Origin of the sequence: Microbulbifer agarilyticus (assembly GCF_001999945.1) — a bacterium.
GTDB classification, from domain to species: domain Bacteria; phylum Pseudomonadota; class Gammaproteobacteria; order Pseudomonadales; family Cellvibrionaceae; genus Microbulbifer; species Microbulbifer agarilyticus_A.
Genome location: NZ_CP019650.1, coordinates 1042089 through 1058814 on the forward strand (window position 1 = coordinate 1042089; position 16726 = coordinate 1058814).

The 16726-nt window shown below is 50.7% G+C and carries 12 protein-coding genes; all 12 read left to right on the forward strand.

What is annotated here, in order from left to right:
• The first annotated feature begins 4 nt into the window (after positions 1-4).
• The 12 genes from Mag101_RS04255 to Mag101_RS04310 all read left to right on the forward strand — a co-directional run bounded on the left by Mag101_RS04255 (position 5) and on the right by Mag101_RS04310 (position 16650).
• Positions 5-730 carry a sulfotransferase family 2 domain-containing protein gene (locus tag Mag101_RS04255; RefSeq protein WP_077401267.1) on the forward strand — a complete coding sequence of 242 codons (726 nt, stop codon included), beginning with the start codon at positions 5-7 and terminating at the stop codon, positions 728-730.
• A 40-nt stretch (positions 731-770) separates the two neighbouring features.
• Complete coding sequence (locus tag Mag101_RS04260) at positions 771-1859, forward strand: glycosyltransferase family 61 protein (protein WP_077401269.1); 1089 nt, start codon at positions 771-773, stop codon at positions 1857-1859.
• A 306-nt stretch (positions 1860-2165) separates the two neighbouring features.
• Positions 2166-3308, forward strand: coding sequence for a glycosyltransferase family 92 protein (locus Mag101_RS04265; RefSeq protein WP_077401272.1), 1143 nt, complete (start codon positions 2166-2168; stop codon positions 3306-3308).
• Between the two features lie 22 nt (positions 3309-3330).
• Positions 3331-4281: a sulfotransferase family 2 domain-containing protein gene (locus tag Mag101_RS04270; RefSeq protein WP_198040085.1), complete on the forward strand. Its 951-nt coding sequence runs from the start codon at positions 3331-3333 to the stop codon at positions 4279-4281.
• A gap of 35 nt (positions 4282-4316) precedes the next feature.
• Complete coding sequence (locus tag Mag101_RS04275; protein ID WP_077401278.1) at positions 4317-6575, forward strand: glycosyltransferase family 2 protein; 2259 nt, start codon at positions 4317-4319, stop codon at positions 6573-6575.
• Between the two features lie 24 nt (positions 6576-6599).
• On the forward strand, positions 6600-7550 hold the full coding sequence (locus Mag101_RS04280) for a hypothetical protein (protein ID WP_077401281.1): 951 nt from the start codon (positions 6600-6602) through the stop codon (positions 7548-7550).
• Between the two features lie 20 nt (positions 7551-7570).
• Positions 7571-9613, forward strand: a complete 2043-nt coding sequence (locus Mag101_RS04285; protein ID WP_232325131.1) for a capsular polysaccharide biosynthesis protein — start codon at positions 7571-7573, stop codon at positions 9611-9613.
• A 16-nt stretch (positions 9614-9629) separates the two neighbouring features.
• A complete protein-coding gene (locus Mag101_RS04290; protein WP_198040086.1) occupies positions 9630-10661 on the forward strand; it encodes a phytanoyl-CoA dioxygenase family protein in 1032 nt (343 codons plus the stop codon).
• A 210-nt stretch (positions 10662-10871) separates the two neighbouring features.
• Positions 10872-12122 (forward strand): capsule biosynthesis protein, encoded by a 1251-nt coding sequence (locus Mag101_RS04295; protein WP_077401291.1) that lies wholly within the window; start codon positions 10872-10874, stop codon positions 12120-12122.
• Between the two features lie 204 nt (positions 12123-12326).
• Complete coding sequence (locus tag Mag101_RS04300) at positions 12327-13742, forward strand: mannose-1-phosphate guanylyltransferase/mannose-6-phosphate isomerase (RefSeq protein ID WP_077401294.1); 1416 nt, start codon at positions 12327-12329, stop codon at positions 13740-13742.
• A 108-nt stretch (positions 13743-13850) separates the two neighbouring features.
• Positions 13851-14591 carry a tyrosine-protein phosphatase gene (locus Mag101_RS04305; protein WP_077401296.1) on the forward strand — a complete coding sequence of 247 codons (741 nt, stop codon included), beginning with the start codon at positions 13851-13853 and terminating at the stop codon, positions 14589-14591.
• A 202-nt stretch (positions 14592-14793) separates the two neighbouring features.
• Complete coding sequence (locus Mag101_RS04310; protein WP_077401299.1) at positions 14794-16650, forward strand: DEAD/DEAH box helicase; 1857 nt, start codon at positions 14794-14796, stop codon at positions 16648-16650.
• Positions 16651-16726 lie beyond the last annotated feature (76 nt).

Genomic DNA, 16726 nt, shown 5'->3' on the forward strand with positions numbered 1-16726 from the left:
TTAAATGAGAAAAATTATTTTTCATTATCATTTGTTCAAAAATGCAGGTACATCTTTAGATGCGGCATTTAAAGAAAATTTGGCTGTGGACGAGTGGGTTACAAGCGAATTTCCTGGGAATCCTTCCTTAAACAGAAAGATGGTCCAAGAATGGATTGTTAGCAACCCTAAAGCAAAGTGTTTCTCATCTCATACTGCTGTGCTTCCACCGCCGAATATAAAAGGTATAGATATATTGCCGGTGATATTTGTTCGTCATCCAATTGATCGTATTGCCTCGGCATATGCATTTGAGCGTAAGCAGGATGGATCTTCTTTTGGGTCTGTGCTAGCGCGCAATACGGACTTTAAAGGGTATGTTGAAACTAGGCTTGCTTTATTGCACGATCGGCAATGCCGAGATTTCCACGCCCAAAAATTGTCGGCAATGTTTGAGCAGGGCGACGAGAAGAGTAGAGCGTTTAGGGCTTTAGATGCTTTACCTTTTGTTGGTTTGGTAGAGGATTTTCAAGGATCATTAAAGACTCTTAACGCTATGGCTATTGATCGAGAGTACACAGATACTCCGCTATCGATAGTTAGGAAGAATGTCTCTCGAGCTTCAAGTGGAACCCTGGAGGATAAAATTGATCAGATACGGGAGCAGCTTGGTGATGAACTGTATAGCCGTTTGATTGATTGTAATAGTATCGATCTCGAGATATTTGAGTACTTAAAGAAAAACATATAAATACTTTTCAACTTTCAGCTGGTTTCCTTGGGGGTGTTTAATGTCTCGTTTTTTTTGTTTCGATGAGCTTCTCAAGGGTGAAGATCTTGATGTCGAAGTCGAAAGAAGGTGTCTTGTTGATGCTAAGAGGGAAGTCTCACTTTCAGCAAGATTAAAGGCCACCGGCCCTCGTTCTTCGACTTTTCAGGAAAAACATAGAGGTTTTTTTGTTTATCCCGCGTTGGGAGTTTTGGAAATTGCTGAGGCAGAGATATTGTGCACAGGCGTTGTTAAATCTAGATGCGGTTCTTATGTGGCAAGCAAAAACCAATTTTCTGAGGAGCAATTGACGAATTTTAGCTATAGCCCAGTAGGAATTCCTAAAAGAGTGTCTGATTCTGTCGTTCCGCTTTTGCGCCCAGGTGACCATATCTATGGTCATTGGTTGGTAGATATTTTGCCTCGTCTTTGGCTGTTGAAGCAGGTGTATGATTTTAAAGAGCTAAAGTTTCTCGTAAAGGAGTCTGTCCCTGCCTTCGCTTTGAGGCTTCTAAGCGCTGTGGGGGTTGGTAGTAACCAGATTTTAAAATGGGACGCTAAGTCTGGAGGCTCAATTATAGCGAAAAGGGTTGTGATGCCTACAAACCTTCGCTATGGGCAGGTTATACACCCTAGATTGGCGGAATACGCGAGTTGGTTAAAAGGTCAAATTCGCCCCTCTTCTCGAGGATTGGCGGGGGATAAAAAGGTATATCTCTCTAGAGGAAAATGGAGGAAGACCTCTAATGCTACTAGGGATTTGGCGAACTCCTCGTGTGTCGAAGAAATGTACATAGCGAATGGGTATAAAGTTATATACCCAGAAGAGTACAGTTTAGAGGAACAGGTTCGAATTTTTCATGATAGTGATGCGGTTGCCGGGGAAGAAGGGTCTGCGTTGCACAACAATATTTTCATGAGAGAGGGAACTCTTGTTACTTGCTTTCGGGGTGAGCTAAATCATTCTCTAATTCAAAGTACTTTATGTAGTGCCATGAGTCAGCGTTCTGAGCATGCATTCGGTAAAGTCGCAGAGGGAGTCGCGATTCCGAGTAGGACATCGCCGTATTCTGTCGATCTGGCGACGATCCGTGAGCTTATATCGAGTTAGATTAATCATTTCCCGGTCGCGACCTTAAATTTGTTTGTCCATATGATTGAATAGTGTTTGTTCGATATCTGAAGGCACGTGGGATTCTGGACTCTATTGTAGAGCTTTACGAGTTGTATTTATGTTGCTCTGTATCTAGATTGAGGTCGAAGCTAGGCAGTCCATATTTATGAAGTGCGAATTCTTTTCGATTGATTTGTCAGTCTATGAACCGATTGTATAGGCTTTCAATTTAGAAGCGCATGTTTGTGGTAGTTAGTGTGTGGTCGAGTTTAAATTTCCGCACCGAATTTTGGGGTTTACCTTATGACAGTTCCGCGCGTTGGTGTAGCGGCCATATTCAAGAATGAGTTTGAGTACATTCTTGAATGGATTGCATATCATCAGTTGATAGGCGTAGACCATTTTTATATCGCAGATAACGTAAGTAGCGATTATTCGTCAGAGCTTCTTGAGGCACTTGACGCAATGGGAGTTATTACCCGAGTGTATTTTCCTCGGGTAGGAGATCAAGGGCCTCAGGCAGGCGCATATAATAAAATCCTGACTGAATTTGGTGGCCAGGTAGATTTGATGGCATTTATCGACGCCGATGAGTTCATAGTTTCAACGAATGAAAAATCTTTAAAGGAACATCTCCAGCCGTTTTTCGAGTCGGAATCGGCAGGCGCAATGGCACTGAATTGGCGAAACTACGGATCTTCTGGGCATGTGCTGCAGGATTGTGGTCCGGTACTTTCAAGATTTACGCGGTGTTCAGAGCAGCATCACGACTTCAACCGGCACATCAAAACTATCCTGAAGCCTGCTAAGACTAAGCGGATGAACATACACGAGTGCGAACTAGTCGCAGGTAGGTATGTGATGGCGGATATGTCACCAGCAGAGTTTGAAGGCGATGTGGACTTTGGCCCGAAAACTAAGACGGTCTCCTATCCAGGATTGCGGATTAACCATTACGTTGTTAAGTCGAAGCAAGAGCATATTGTTAAAAAAGACCGAAAAGGCTCGGGTGCTGGTAGTGCCGCTCGCCGTAAAGGCGTTGGCTACTTTCGTGGGCATGACTTAAATAGTGTGGAAGATAAATCCATGCTGGATTTTGTTCCCGGTGTTATCGATCGAGTGAACAGTTTAAGAGCTCGGTTGGTCGCTGAATCACCTTTTATGTCGTTTGGTGGTGGTCATGTGGATGTTAATGCTGATGTCATATCTGGTTGGGTTACCTCGGAAGTGGACGTTCCGCTAAGTGTAAAAGTTTTGGTCAATGGCCTGGAATATGTTGTCCCGGCGACACGCGAGCGCCCAGACGTTGTCCGTAAGGGGCTTTCAAATCGTTTGCGTTGTGGGTTCTGGTTTAAGCACCAACGCCCTTTAACACCTGATGACAAGGTTGATGTGTCGATTTTTGGGTCGCTTGCGGACTGCAAGGTCAATTTTGTTGAGCAGTAGGCTAAGCCGCAGAGTAGTAAATATGTTGTTTCGGCGGCGACTGGTCACCTCTCCTATAGTCTTTGTGCACATTCCGAAGACAGCTGGTACGAGTTTTCGAATCGGTGCGGAGAAATCTTTTCGTAGATCCCAGGTTCTCAAAGACTATGGGCGCGGTGCCCGTGCAACTAGTAGCCTGCTTGAAAAGCATGTCTATTCGGAAACCGATCACTGGGCGTTGCGACAGAGTATTGTAAATGGAGGAGTGCGATTCTTAACTGGACACTTTCATGCATCTAAGTATGCCCCACTTTTTGATGCGGCTTGTTTTGTGTCCTTTGTTCGTCATCCTGTTCAGCGTTTGGTTTCAGAATATCATCACGCACAAAAGTATCACGATTACCAGGGCGACTTTCAAAGCTTTTACCGCGCGCCCGAAAACACCAACCGTCAGGCGCGTATCCTTCGGGGGATTCCTTTAGGTGCATTTGGGTTTCTGGGGATAACTGAGCGCTATAATGAAAGTCTGCATCTAATCAATGAAATATACTCTACGAAAATCGGCGTTCTTGAAAAGAATCGCTCTGAGAGCAGTTTGGAGTTGAGCCAATCTACTCTAGATGAACTGATTAAGCGCAACCAGCGAGATGTAAAACTGTTTGAAGTTGCATCCGACATGCTGACGTGGCGTTCAAAACTTGCCAAAGAATCACTTTCCTTTGTCCACGGTGAATACTCCGTGTCGTCGCCTGAGTTGCTTCGAGGGTTTGCATGCATAAGCGCGAGCGATGCGCTTGTGCGTGTACGAGTGCGAGTAAATGGACGCGAGATTGATGTGGTTACTGCAAATGAGTATCGCGATGAGTTGGGTCTTTTGGGCCTCCCAAGAGGTGGGCATGTTGCGTTCTCATTGAAATTGCCACCTGGCGTTGATGTTAACCAAGTGTCTTGCGAGGTTCTGGATACGTCTCAGCCTTTGGCTCGCGTTTTCTGATCGAATTGTTTTGAATTTAGTAAAAGAATATTTTGATGATTAAATCAATTGGTAGTTATTTTTTTCCTGACTTGTGTTCTGAACTTGTGGCTGGCGCAAACGTTCAGCCGGTAACCGGTGACGAGGTTCTAGACTGGGAGTCGACCTCTGACGATCCCCAGTTCTCTTTGGGTGGCGTTTCGCTGTCTGGTGGCTGGTATATGCTGGAGCTTCAGCTTGTACATGCCGCACCTAGTGCAGATGCGCGTTTGTATTTTGATTTCGGGGAAGGGTTTAGTGAGGAGGATAGCGTTTTTCTTCCTGTAAAATGTAATCGTGTTACAAAGCGTTTGGTCTATCTGCCAAAGAGAGCAAAGTCGATCCGCTTTGACCCAATGGAGTCAAAAGGCGGCTTTGGTGTAAAGCATTTTCGTTTGGTTAAGTTGCTGACTGCTTTTGCTATGGATCGACTGATCCAGCGGCTTGTAAATATGCATGACGCATTCCGGGATGTCTCTAAAACAGAGGCTAAGCGTCGGGTGAAACTTGAAGCTAAATCGGTGGGAAAGCCGTTCTTAGCGTTGGCACTAAAGTATTACAATCAAACCTTTGAGCGCAGGCGCCAAACTGTTGATTATCAACATTGGATCGATAACCAAGAGGCGTCGCTTTTTGCTAATGCCAGGAAAGCCGCTTGTGGCGAGGAAGATTGGTCACCTTTAGTTTCAGTTGTTGTTCCTACCTATAACGCAAAAGTGCGGTTTCTGGAGGAGTGCATTGATTCAGTATTGGCGCAATCTTATCAAAACTGGGAGCTCTGTATTGCTGATGATTGTTCTACAAATCCAGAAGTTAAAGAGTGTCTGTCGCGGTATGTGGAAAAAGACTCACGTATCAAAGTGGCTTTCAGGGAGGTAAATGGTCACATATCTTCCGCTAGTAATAGCGCGCTCGAGTTGGTGTCTGGTGAATTTGTTGCTTTACTTGATCACGATGATGTTTTGTCGGAAGAGGCGCTTTCGTGCGTTGTTGGCGTATTGCAGGAAAATAGAAACCTCAAGTTAATTTATTCTGATGAAGATAAAATTGACGAATCTGGTATGCGGTTTGAGCCACATTTTAAGCCAGACTGGAACCCTGATCTGCTTTTATCACAAAACTATATTTGTCATCTAACCGTTCTGGCCAGAGAACTGGTGGCGGATGTTGGTGGGTTTCGAGTGGGTTTCGAGGGTAGTCAGGACCACGATTTGCTGCTCCGTTGCGTGCCACATTTAGATGTGTCGACTGTTGCGCGTATTCCTTTGGTGCTGTATCACTGGAGGGCGATGTCTGGCTCAACTGCACTTGAGGCGCAAAGTAAATCTTACACGAGTGAGGCAGGAGTCAACGCGATACAATCCTATTTAGATCTGAATAGAATTGGTGGGAAAGTGGAGTTCGGTAAGGTGCCAAACACATATCGAATTCGTCGTGAGATTCCAGAGGAGGAGCCTCTGGTTTCGTTGCTTGTTCCCACTCGGGACGGAGTAGATATACTAAAGCCTTGCGTCAATGCAATTCTTGAGCGAACCAGTTACGAAAACTTCGAACTGCTGATTCTTGATAACCAAACCACATGTGCTGCAACACTCGAGTATTTAGCCGATGTGGTCAAGGATCCTCGGGTCAGTGTTCATCGTTGGAATCACCCCTTCAACTATTCTGCGATCAATAATTATGGGGCCGAATTGGCCAATGGATCAATTATCGGCTTGATCAATAATGATATTGAACCAATCAACAATGATTGGTTGACTGAAATGGTTTCCCAGGTTGTAAGGCCGGAAATTGGCTGTGTCGGTGCAAAGCTCTATTATCCGGATGATTCTATTCAGCACGCTGGTGTTATTTTAGGTATTGGTGGTGTTGCCGGCCATTCTCACAAATACTTCAATCGCCATGATTTTGGCTATTTCTCTCGGTTGCATCTTGTTCAGGGCCTGTCTGCCGTAACAGCGGCATGTCTGTTGGTTCGAAAACCAGTTTTCGACGCAGTTAATGGGCTTGATGAAGAAAACCTATCAGTATCTTTCAATGATGTGGATTTTTGTTTGAAGGTGCGTGAGGCTGGATATCAGAACCTATGGACACCATATGCTGAGCTCTATCATCATGAGTCTGTTTCTCGCGGAGCTGATGACACGATTGCAAAAAGGCAGCGTGCGGCGGCAGAGGCTCGGTTTATGAGGGACAAGTGGGGGCACACCCTTGATCAAGACCCTGCGTACAGCCCAAACTTGACCCTAGTTCACGAAGATTTTTCTCTGGCCTGATATGAGCAGATTGTCGGGAGCATTATGAGTAGCCGCTATATTGTGGTGGAAGAAGTCGCAAACCCGTCGAGCGATTACTTTGTATTGCCATACCTTCAGGCGCAGAGAGCAACTGTCGAACGTTACAGTTTTTCAGAGCTGCCGGATTCAGGCGAGTTGCACGGGGCTAATGTTCTATTTGTCCGCTATATTCCGGCTGCCTGGCGTGAGCTGGTTGCTGCGCATCGTAATAGGTTGGCGGGTGTCTGGCTTTTTATGGACGATGATCTGTTCAGCTGGCGGTCTTTCGCTGGTATGCCACTCCGCTATCAATGGAAGCTATGGCGGTTGAGCCGGCGGCACCGTTCCTGGCTGCGCGCGATTGACGCAAAGCTCGCGGTATCTACCCCATACTTACAGGCGCGTTATGCAAGTTGGAACCCGCATCTACTGACGCCTGAAGTCCCGGCTGCGTTTGCCCCTCTTTTGAATCGTAGGGGCTCCTCTGTTGAAAAATCCGAGCAAATAACACTTTTCTATCACGGTTCTGCCTCTCACGGTGCGGATATTAAGTGGCTCCAGCCTGTTATCGCGGAGGTACTGTCCGCGGATGAGCGGATTGTATTTGAGGTAATTGGGAACGGCAGCGTAAATCGCCTTTTTAGAGGGTTGCCTCGTGTGCATGTGCTACACCCGATGAAGTGGCCAGCCTACCAATCATTGCTCCATCGTCCAGGGCGAACCATTGGCTTGGCGCCACTGCTGGACTCGCGATTTAATCGCGCACGTGCCCACACTAAATTCCTAGATATTACCCTAGCGGGGGCGGTAGGTATTTATGCGGAAGGGGCAGTATATGGTCAGGTCGTATGCCACCAAAAAAATGGTCTTCTGCTGCCGATGGAGCAGAATCGTTGGGTAGAGAGTATTTTACAATTGGCGGCAGATGAACCGACGCGGGCGCAGATACTAAGCGAGGCTCGCCAGTGCCTTTAATCGGCTTTTGTTCCCGGGGATTGAAACGGCTTTCTCATCTCGACGTGTTACTGGAAGCGCAGAGCTACTGGTTTGCGCTGCGCCCAGTACAATCTACGACACATATTGCCGGCTGGGGACGTAAGCCCAGTGCAACACGTGCGCGAGAGATAGCAGTCGAAGCTGGCTTGCCATTCGTGAGCCTGGAAGATGGCTTTCTGCGCTCCTTTGGCCTGGGTGTGCAGGGTGCGCTGCTGCACAGCCTGATCGTGGATTACACCGGTATCTATTACGACGCGACGGCGCCCAGTGATCTGGAGAACCTGATTCGTGCGGCGGATTTTTCAAGCGAAGAGCTTACCCGCGCGCGCGCCGGTATTGCATTACTGCAGCGGCTTCGCCTGTCAAAGTTCAATTGCGCTTCCGATACGCCTGTTGTGTGGCCGGATGGGCGCCGCAGGGTGCTCGTGGTGGACCAGACGTTTGGCGATGCAGCGATTACTTATGGTGGCGCCGACGCGTCGAGTTTTACTCAAATGCTGGAAACAGCCATTGCTGACAACCCGGATGCAGAGGTGGTGGTTAAGGTGCACCCGGATGTTATCGCGGGTAAAAAACGCGGTTATTTACTGGACGCAGCACGTGAGCACGACTGTCGCGTTTGGTCGGAAGACATTTCTCCTTGGGCACTGCTCGATGCGGTGGACAAAGTGTATGTGGTCACCAGCCAGTTTGGCTTCGATGCGCTGCTGGCAGGCAAACCGGTGTGTTGTTTCGGGATGCCATTTTTTGCTGGCTGGGGGCTAACTGAAGATTTGCAGACGTGTGCGCGGCGCGGGCAACACCGCTCATTGGAGCAGGTTTTCGCGGCGGCCTATCTGCGCTATTGCCGATATATCAACCCGTATACGGGCAAGCGTTGTACTTTCGAAGATACTGCTCGTCTGATTTCAGAGCAGGTAAAGCGGAGCCAGCACCTCGCCGGATCCTGGTTAGGTGTAGATTTTTCACCGTGGAAACGCGGGTTCGTGGCTGATTTTTTGGCTCGCCCTAAGCAGTGCCGGTTTGTGAGAAGGCATTCGAATGCTTTCAGCGAGGTAGAGGCAGAGACTCAGGTAGTGGCTTGGGCAAGTAGCTTGACGGAGCCGGTTGTAACCAAGTGCAGTAACTCCCGGTTACCGCTTTGGCGGCTTGAGGATGGATTCCTGCGGTCGGTGGGTTTGGGGTCCGATCTGGTGCGCCCGCTCTCGTTGGTTCTGGATAAGCAGGGGATTTATTATGATGCTTCCCGACCGTCTGACCTGGAATCTATTTTAAAGGACGCAGAGCTATCTCCGTTGCTCTGTGCTCGTGCGGCCGCGCTGCGAGAGACCCTTGTTACCCGACAGTTGAGTAAATACAACGTAGGTGAACAGGGTGTGGCTCTGGATTTGCCATCAGACCGAACCATTATATTGGTGCCCGGGCAGGTGGAGAGTGATGCATCGATCGCCAGCGGCTCTCCTTGGCTCAAAAGCAATCAGCAGTTATTGGAGCAGGTACGCAGAGCGAACCCCGATGCTTATATTATTTATAAACCGCACCCGGATGTAGTCGCGGGTGGGCGCATTGGGAAGTTGGCTGACGATGCTGGTGTTCTTTACGATCAGCTGGTAGCCGATGCACCAATGCCTGCAGTACTTGCACGAGTGGATGAGCTACACACACTTTGTTCTTTAAGTGGCTTCGAGGCGTTACTGCGGGGCGTTAAGGTCGTGACTTATGGCTTGCCGTTTTATGCCGGTTGGGGGCTGAGTGATGATCGTCTTCTTGGCGAGGGCTGCGACGAAATGCCCAATGCCCTCTCGGAGTTGGCAATGGTTCGTCGCTGCAAAAGAGCTCGTGGACGGAGCCGCACACTGGACGAGCTGGTAGCCGCAACGTTGATTCTATACCCCACCTATGTGGATCCGCACCGTGGCGACATCGTGGATGTCGAAACTGCGGTGCAGTTGTTGGCGTCCCAACAACAGGGCTCGTCTTATCTCAGCTGGTGGCGACGTGGGCTTTATCGCATCGTTCGCAACCAATTTTTCAAGAAGTAGTCGCGGGTCATTGCGCGTGAATTCCAGATTCCTCAAGAAAATTTATCTTCTGCCCAAATGGCTCCTCGAATTGGTTTCATGGGGTAAGAGCTTTAAGAACAATCCCATTATTGGCAGTTTCTGGCTCAATCGTTGTGGGCTTCACGTTGCCCGGGTAGTGATTGCGCACGGTTTGTTCCGTTTTCGACTGTTCCTGTTGTCGCCGCTGATTCCCGCAGAAGATCGCCGCCATTTCCGTAAATACGGCTTTGTCCTCAAACGCAACTTTCTCTCCAGTGACGATTTTGAAAAATTGGCGCATGAATTGCAGAACTATGAAGACGGTGGCCGTGAATTCGTTGAGGGCACCACGCTAACCCAGCGAGTGTTTCTTACTGGCGCAGAGCGAGAAAAAATGCCCTCAATTCGTGCGCTTATCGAGAATCCGAAGCTCGACCGATTAATGCGCTATTGCTCGTCCAAGAATCGTCGCCCGCTGTACTACGTGGAAAACCTGTGTAATCACGCGAATGTGGTGCCGCGTCCGGATCCGCAACGGGACATGCACGCAGATACCTTCCATCCCTGTGTAAAAGGGTGGCTGTATCTGGATGCCACTGACGACCTGAATGGGCCGTTTGTGTATGTACCGGGTTCCCACCGGTTGAGTTGGCGCCGCCTGAAGTGGGAGTACCGGCAGAGCCTGGAGGCGAGTAAGCGCGGTGAAGCGCGCGATCCGCAGAGATACTGGGATGGGTCTTTCCGAGTAACTACGGCAGACCTTGAGGAAATGGGATTTGAACCCAAAGCCCTCCATGTACCCGCGAATACGCTTTTGGTCGCGAATGTTTATGGCTTTCATCGCCGTGGCGAGGCGCGAGAGCAGTCGCACCGTATGACGGTTTGGATGCAGGCGAGGGACAACCCATTCAATCCATTATTCACCTTGTGGCCAAGGTCGACGGCCACGATGTTTGAATGGGGATGGTCGAAGGTACTGCAAAAACTGGATAAGGCAAAACTCGCCAGCGGTGAACAGCGAAGTTTTGTCGGCAAATTCACCCGTTAGGGTCTCGTTCTAGCTAGCTAAAGCAAGACAATCGTCAAATATAAGAGTATAGTTTTGCGCCAGTTATGTGGTTTATATCGCAAAACTTGGCGTATTTTGCTTTTTTCGGCTCTACTTGGTCGTTCTTGTTGTTTTTAGGTGCGGGGGTTGCCCGCGCGTGTTTAGTGCCCCGGGGGGCGGCGAATTTCGCCGTGGGGCTAAGTGGGGAAAATGTCAGGGGTTGTATTTTTGCAGGGGCCACATGGTCCTTTCTTTGCCTGTTGTGCCCGTTATTTCTCCGCACGGGGCATTGAAACTCATAAGATAAACTTCAACGGTGGGGACCGTTTATTCGGCTGGGCCGCCCACCAGGTGGACTATGTGGGTGGGCAAGCTGGCTGGCCAGAGTTTTTTGCCGGTTACTTACGGCGGAACGATATTCGTGCGGTGATTGTGTATGGCGATTGCCGGTATTACCACCGTAAGGCACGAACAGTTTGCGATGAAATGGGCGTCAGCTTCTGGGCTTGTGAAGAGGGCTACTTGCGCCCTGATTTCGTCACCCTTGAGCAGGGAGGCGTAAACGCATTTTCAGGCGTTGATTGGTCCCGTGATGCCATTGAGGGATATGTTCCTCATGGCCGCTCGCCCTCGATAAAAGTGGGTAGGACTTTTTGGCAGAGGGCCCGCTATGCCATTTGTTATTACTTTGCCGTCCTTGTCTATGGGTTGCGCTTCAACCATTACCGTCACCACCGCCCAAGGGCTTGGTGGCAGGAAGCTGGATGCTGGTTGCGCAGTTTTTATCGCAAAGGTCTCTACCGCATAACCGAGCGTAACTACACGAAAGCGCTGGTACAGCGTCATGGCGGAGAGTTCTTCCTTTTTCCCTTACAGACTGCGGATGACTTTCAGATTCGCGAGCATTCGGACGTACATTCGCTGGAAGATTCGATTAGAGATGTGATTGCGTCTTTCGCTCTTAATGCAGCGAATAAAGATATCTTGGTGATCAAGCATCATCCCATGGATCGAGGCTTTTGCCACTATGGCAAATTTATTCAGCGTGCTGCGCGCGATTCGGGTGTGGATGGACGTGTGGCATATTGCCATGATCTGCACTTACCTACGCTGTTGGATCACGCCAAAGGTGTGGTGACGATTAACAGCACGGTAGGAATCTCAGCACTGTTGCACCGGGTGCCGACGATTACTCTGGGGCGCGCTCTTTACGATATTCCGGGAATGACCCATCAAGGCGGATTGTCGGATTTTTGGACGGAACCAGAGCCCGTAGACATGGCGCTGTTTCGTGCCTTTCGTACCTACCTATATGAGCAGACCCAGCTGGACGGTAGTTTTTCCAAGCATATTGACTTCACTGTTCCTCAGATGATGGCGCGCATGCTGCCATCACTTAAAGCCGCACAAGCATCTGTTGACGACGCTGTTTCTGTCGATGATGAAGTGCTCGCCGCTTGATTCACCGCAGTCCTTGGGGTGGAAAAATGTAAACGGGGAGTGCTACAGATAGCGCTGCCCACGCATTCGAGGCGGCTCTTTACCGCTTGAGAATGGTCACAGATGACTCCTAAGCGTGACATAATGGGACTTAAATGCCATCTCCTCTTATCTGGTGTTGTACGGAGGAGTACGTTAGTACTATTTCTGTAGCAGAATAAGTTTATGATTTTACCGGTAATAATGGCCGGCGGTTCAGGCTCTCGCTTGTGGCCGCTTTCGCGCAAACTTCATCCGAAACAGTTTCTGCCGCTTACGGATGATGCGACTATGTTGCAGAACACCTGTGCGCGATTGGAGGGCATTGAGTCGCAACCTCCATTGCTAATATGTGGCGATGATCACCGCTTTATCGTGGCAGAGCAGTTGCGCGAGGTAGGTCAGGCGCATAGTGGGATCTTACTCGAGCCTGCAGGCCGCAATACCGCTCCGGCGGTAGCGTTGGCTGCGTTAAGGGCCATGGCCGGGGGGGCGGAAGATCCGTTGCTGCTGGTATTGGCCGCAGATCACGCAATAAAAGACGTAGCGGCCTTCCAGGCTGCGGTGATGCGTGCGGTTCCTCACGCCGAGGCTGGCAAACTGGTGACCTTTGGTATTGTGCCCTCGGCCGCCGAAACCGGTTACGGCTATATCAACAAGGCAAGGGCCATAGATGAAGCTGAGACTGCGTTTGTGGTTCAGCAGTTTGTAGAAAAGCCTGACTTAGCTACCGCAGAGAAATACGTGAGTTCCGGTGAATTTTACTGGAACAGCGGTTTGTTCCTATTCCGCGCCAGTCGTTTCATTGAAGAATTGTCTAAATATGGCCCGGATATCCTTGAGGCTTGCGAGAAAGCTATGCAGGGCGCAACCTTTGATGTCGACTTCGTGCGCCCCGCAAGTGAGGCTTTTCTGGCCTGTACCGATGAGTCTATTGATTATGCAGTTATGGAGCACACCCGCGATGCAGTGGTAGTGCCGATGGATTGCGGTTGGAATGATGTGGGTTCCTGGTCAGCGCTTTGGGAGGTGTCTGAGAAGGACGAACAGGGCAATACGTCGAAAGGCGATGTTATCCTGGAAGATAGCCATAATTGCTATGTGCAGAGCGATAGTAAGTTAATTGCTACTGTAGGCCTGAATGATATCGTGGTGGTAGAAAGTGATGACGCGGTGCTAGTTGCCACTAAAGATCGCGTGCAAGATATCAAGAAAGTGGTTGAACGCCTCAAGGCCGAAAATCGTTCGGAAGCGCAGTTACATCGTAAAGTCTATCGCCCATGGGGCTATTATGACTCCGTTGATTTTGGCGAGCGTTTCCAAGTGAAGCGAATTGTAGTGAACCCAGGTGCACAACTTAGTTTACAAATGCACCATCACCGTGCGGAACATTGGATAGTGGTGTCTGGTACTGCGAACGTGACTTGTGGGGAAAAAGAGTTTTTAGTTACAGAAAATCAGAGCACGTATATCCCGCTTGGCGTTGTCCACCGTCTTGAAAATCCTGGAACCATTCCGCTGGAACTGATCGAGGTTCAGTCCGGCTCCTATCTGGGGGAGGACGATATCGTCCGTTTTGAAGATCGGTACGCTCGTAACTAAGAAGTTCTTTTGTGCTAAGTAAGTGCCTCGGCTCAGATATGCCGAAGTTGTTCGGGTTTGTGTATATGCACACCTTGAATGCGTAAAAGAGGACAGCGTAGTACTCGCATGATCGATCTGCATTGCCACCTTCTCCCGGGTATCGACGACGGTGCCCGGGATCTCGACCAGGCGCTGGTGCTCGCCCGCGCCGCGGTTGCCGATGGCATTACCCACATCGTGGCTACCCCGCATATTCACTCTGGTCGCTTTCCCAATACCCTTTCGACCATCTCTAAAGCGCACCGACAGCTGGTCTCCGCGTTGGATACAGCCGAGATCCCACTGCATGTGGGTATGGCGGCAGAAATTCGCCTGTCCGAAGAAATTCTGAATATGGTGATGCTGAAGCAGGTCCCATTTTTGGGCGAGTGGGGAGACGAAAAGGTGCTGCTGCTGGAACTGCCGCACAGCCATATCCCGCCGGGAACTGAGCAGTTGATCCGCTGGTTGCGCAAGCAGAAGGTCCGTCCGATGATTGCACATCCGGAGCGCAACAAGGATGTTATCCGTGACTTTAACAAGGTTATGCCGCTGGCGGACGAGGGTTGCCTGTTCCAGGTAACTTCCGGCGCCGTATGTGGTCATTTTGGTGAGCCGGCACAGCAGCGTTCTATCGAGATGCTGGAGAACGGGCTGGTTACCATACTAGCCACTGACGCCCATCATGAAGTGCGCCGTCCGCCAGCGTTGAAGGCTGGCCGAGAGGCTGCGGCTAAAGTAGTCGGTGAAGAGAAGGCCTGGCAGCTGGTGCGCGATAACCCAAGTAAGATCGCTGCAATGCACTTCGCCCATCACAAGACCCTTTGACCGCCATGAAGAGCGTGACCTCACTGACTACTGGGTTCGCAGGCACGTAACCGGCATGTTCATATTCTACGGTCTCGAACAAAATCTACCGGTTAAAAAATAAACTGGCCTTCTCGGACTAAACTGTTAGACTGCGCAGCCTTTTAAAGGCCAATCCGGCCCCTCAAGTACCGGCGTTAGACGCCGCAAGTGATTCCCAAATATGACCGATACCCCCACGGCCACTGGCTTTGACCAGTTGGGCCTGCCCGCTGAAATCCTCGACGCTGTCACCAAACTTGGCTATGAAACCCCATCTCCGATTCAGGCAAAGACTATCCCGTCTCTGCTGGAGGGTCGCGATGTGCTGGGCCAGGCACAGACAGGAACGGGCAAAACAGCGGCATTCGCGCTCCCTCTGCTGGCGAGCCTGGACCTGAAGAACAAGCGCCCTCAGGCACTGGTGCTGGCACCCACCCGAGAACTGGCCATTCAGGTGGCCGAGGCCTGCCAGTCCTACGCGGCCAACCTCAAAGGTTTCCACGTTGCGCCTATTTATGGCGGCGCTGACTACCGCGGCCAGATCCAACAACTGAAGCGCGGTGTGCAGCTGGTAGTGGGCACCCCGGGCCGTGTGATGGACCACATGCGCAAAGGCACCCTGGACCTGTCTAATCTGAAGACCTTGGTCCTCGACGAAGCCGACGAAATGCTGCGCATGGGCTTTATCGATGACGTGGAGTGGGTACTGGAGCAGATTCCAGAAGAGCGCCAGATCGCGCTGTTCTCCGCCACCATGCCGCGCGAGATCGCCAAGATTGCCCGCGACCACCTGGACAACCCGGTGGACGTCAAGATCAAGGTCAAGACCGAGACCGCAGAAACCATTCGCCAGCGTTACTGGCCGGTGGGCGGCCTGCACAAGCTGGACGCACTGACCCGCATTCTCGAAGCCGAGCCGGTGGATGCCACCATCATCTTCGTGCGCACCAAGAACACCACCGTGGAACTCGCCGACAAACTGGCCGCACGTGGTTTTGCCTCTTCCGCCCTGAACGGGGATATGGCGCAGAACCTGCGTGAGCAGGTGATCGACAAGCTGAAAGCCGGCAAGCTGGATATCGTTGTGGCCACCGACGTGGCCGCCCGTGGCTTGGATGTGAAGCGCATCAGTCACGTGATCAACTACGACATCCCTTACGACACCGAAGCCTACATCCACCGTATTGGCCGTACTGGCCGTGCGGGACGTGAAGGTGATGCAATTCTGTTTGTGGCCCCGCGTGAGCGTCGCATGCTGCGCGTTATCGAGCGCGCAACCAAGAAGTCGATCGAGCGTTTAGAGTTGCCAACGGCGAAAGCGGTCAACGCATCGCGTATGGAAAAATTCCGCCAGCGTATTAGCGATACCCTCGGTGGTGAAGGTGACCTGGCGCCGTTCCGCGATTTGGTTGATCAGTTCTTGGCAGACAATGAAGTGGACCCGCTGGATGTGGCCGCGGCTCTGGCTGCCATGGCGCAGGGCGATCAGCCGCTGCTGCTGGACGAGCGTGAGCCGAAGCAGCGTGACTTTAATGATCGGAATGACCGCGACGACCGCCGCCGCGATCGCGATGGCGACCGCAAGCGCGAACGCAAAGGCGGTTACGAAAAAGACAAACGTATGCCGCCGCCTGATGAAGGCAAAGAGCGTTTCCGCATTGATGTGGGTCGTGAGCACGGCGTGCGCCCGGGCAGCGTGGTTGGTGCTATTGCCAACGAAGTAGAGCTGGACAGCTCTTACATTGGTCGCATCGAAATCTACCCGGAATACACCACCGTCGACCTGCCGGAAGGTATGCCGAAAGAGATCTTCCAACACTTGAAAAAGGTGCGGGTAAACGGTCGCCCGATGAACATTGCCAAGTACGACCCGAATACGGCAGACAGTGGAAAACCGTTCAAGAAAAGCGGTTCCTTCAAGAAACGCAAGTTTGAAGGTAAGCCTGAAGGCAAACATGGTGGTAAACACGGCGGTAAGCATGGTGATAAGCCGCACCACAAGTCTGGCAAGCCAAAGCAGCATCGCGATCGCGACTGATTCAGGCTTGTAGGGCCAACAAAAAAGGGCACCAGATGGTGCCCTTTTTCTTTGTCTGCAATATGCCAGTTATTTG

Coding starts and splice junctions, on each gene's coding strand:
- Mag101_RS04295 (WP_077401291.1), top strand. CDS start 10,872: ATGTCAGGGGTTGTATTTTTGCAGGGGCCACATGGTCCTTTCTTTGCC.
- Mag101_RS04300 (WP_077401294.1), top strand. CDS start 12,327: ATGATTTTACCGGTAATAATGGCCGGCGGTTCAGGCTCTCGCTTGTGG.
- Mag101_RS04275 (WP_077401278.1), top strand. CDS start 4,317: ATGATTAAATCAATTGGTAGTTATTTTTTTCCTGACTTGTGTTCTGAA.
- Mag101_RS04260 (WP_077401269.1), top strand. CDS start 771: ATGTCTCGTTTTTTTTGTTTCGATGAGCTTCTCAAGGGTGAAGATCTT.
- Mag101_RS04255 (WP_077401267.1), top strand. CDS start 5: ATGAGAAAAATTATTTTTCATTATCATTTGTTCAAAAATGCAGGTACA.
- Mag101_RS04265 (WP_077401272.1), top strand. CDS start 2,166: ATGACAGTTCCGCGCGTTGGTGTAGCGGCCATATTCAAGAATGAGTTT.
- Mag101_RS04270 (WP_198040085.1), top strand. CDS start 3,331: ATGTTGTTTCGGCGGCGACTGGTCACCTCTCCTATAGTCTTTGTGCAC.
- Mag101_RS04305 (WP_077401296.1), top strand. CDS start 13,851: ATGATCGATCTGCATTGCCACCTTCTCCCGGGTATCGACGACGGTGCC.
- Mag101_RS04280 (WP_077401281.1), top strand. CDS start 6,600: ATGAGTAGCCGCTATATTGTGGTGGAAGAAGTCGCAAACCCGTCGAGC.
- Mag101_RS04310 (WP_077401299.1), top strand. CDS start 14,794: ATGACCGATACCCCCACGGCCACTGGCTTTGACCAGTTGGGCCTGCCC.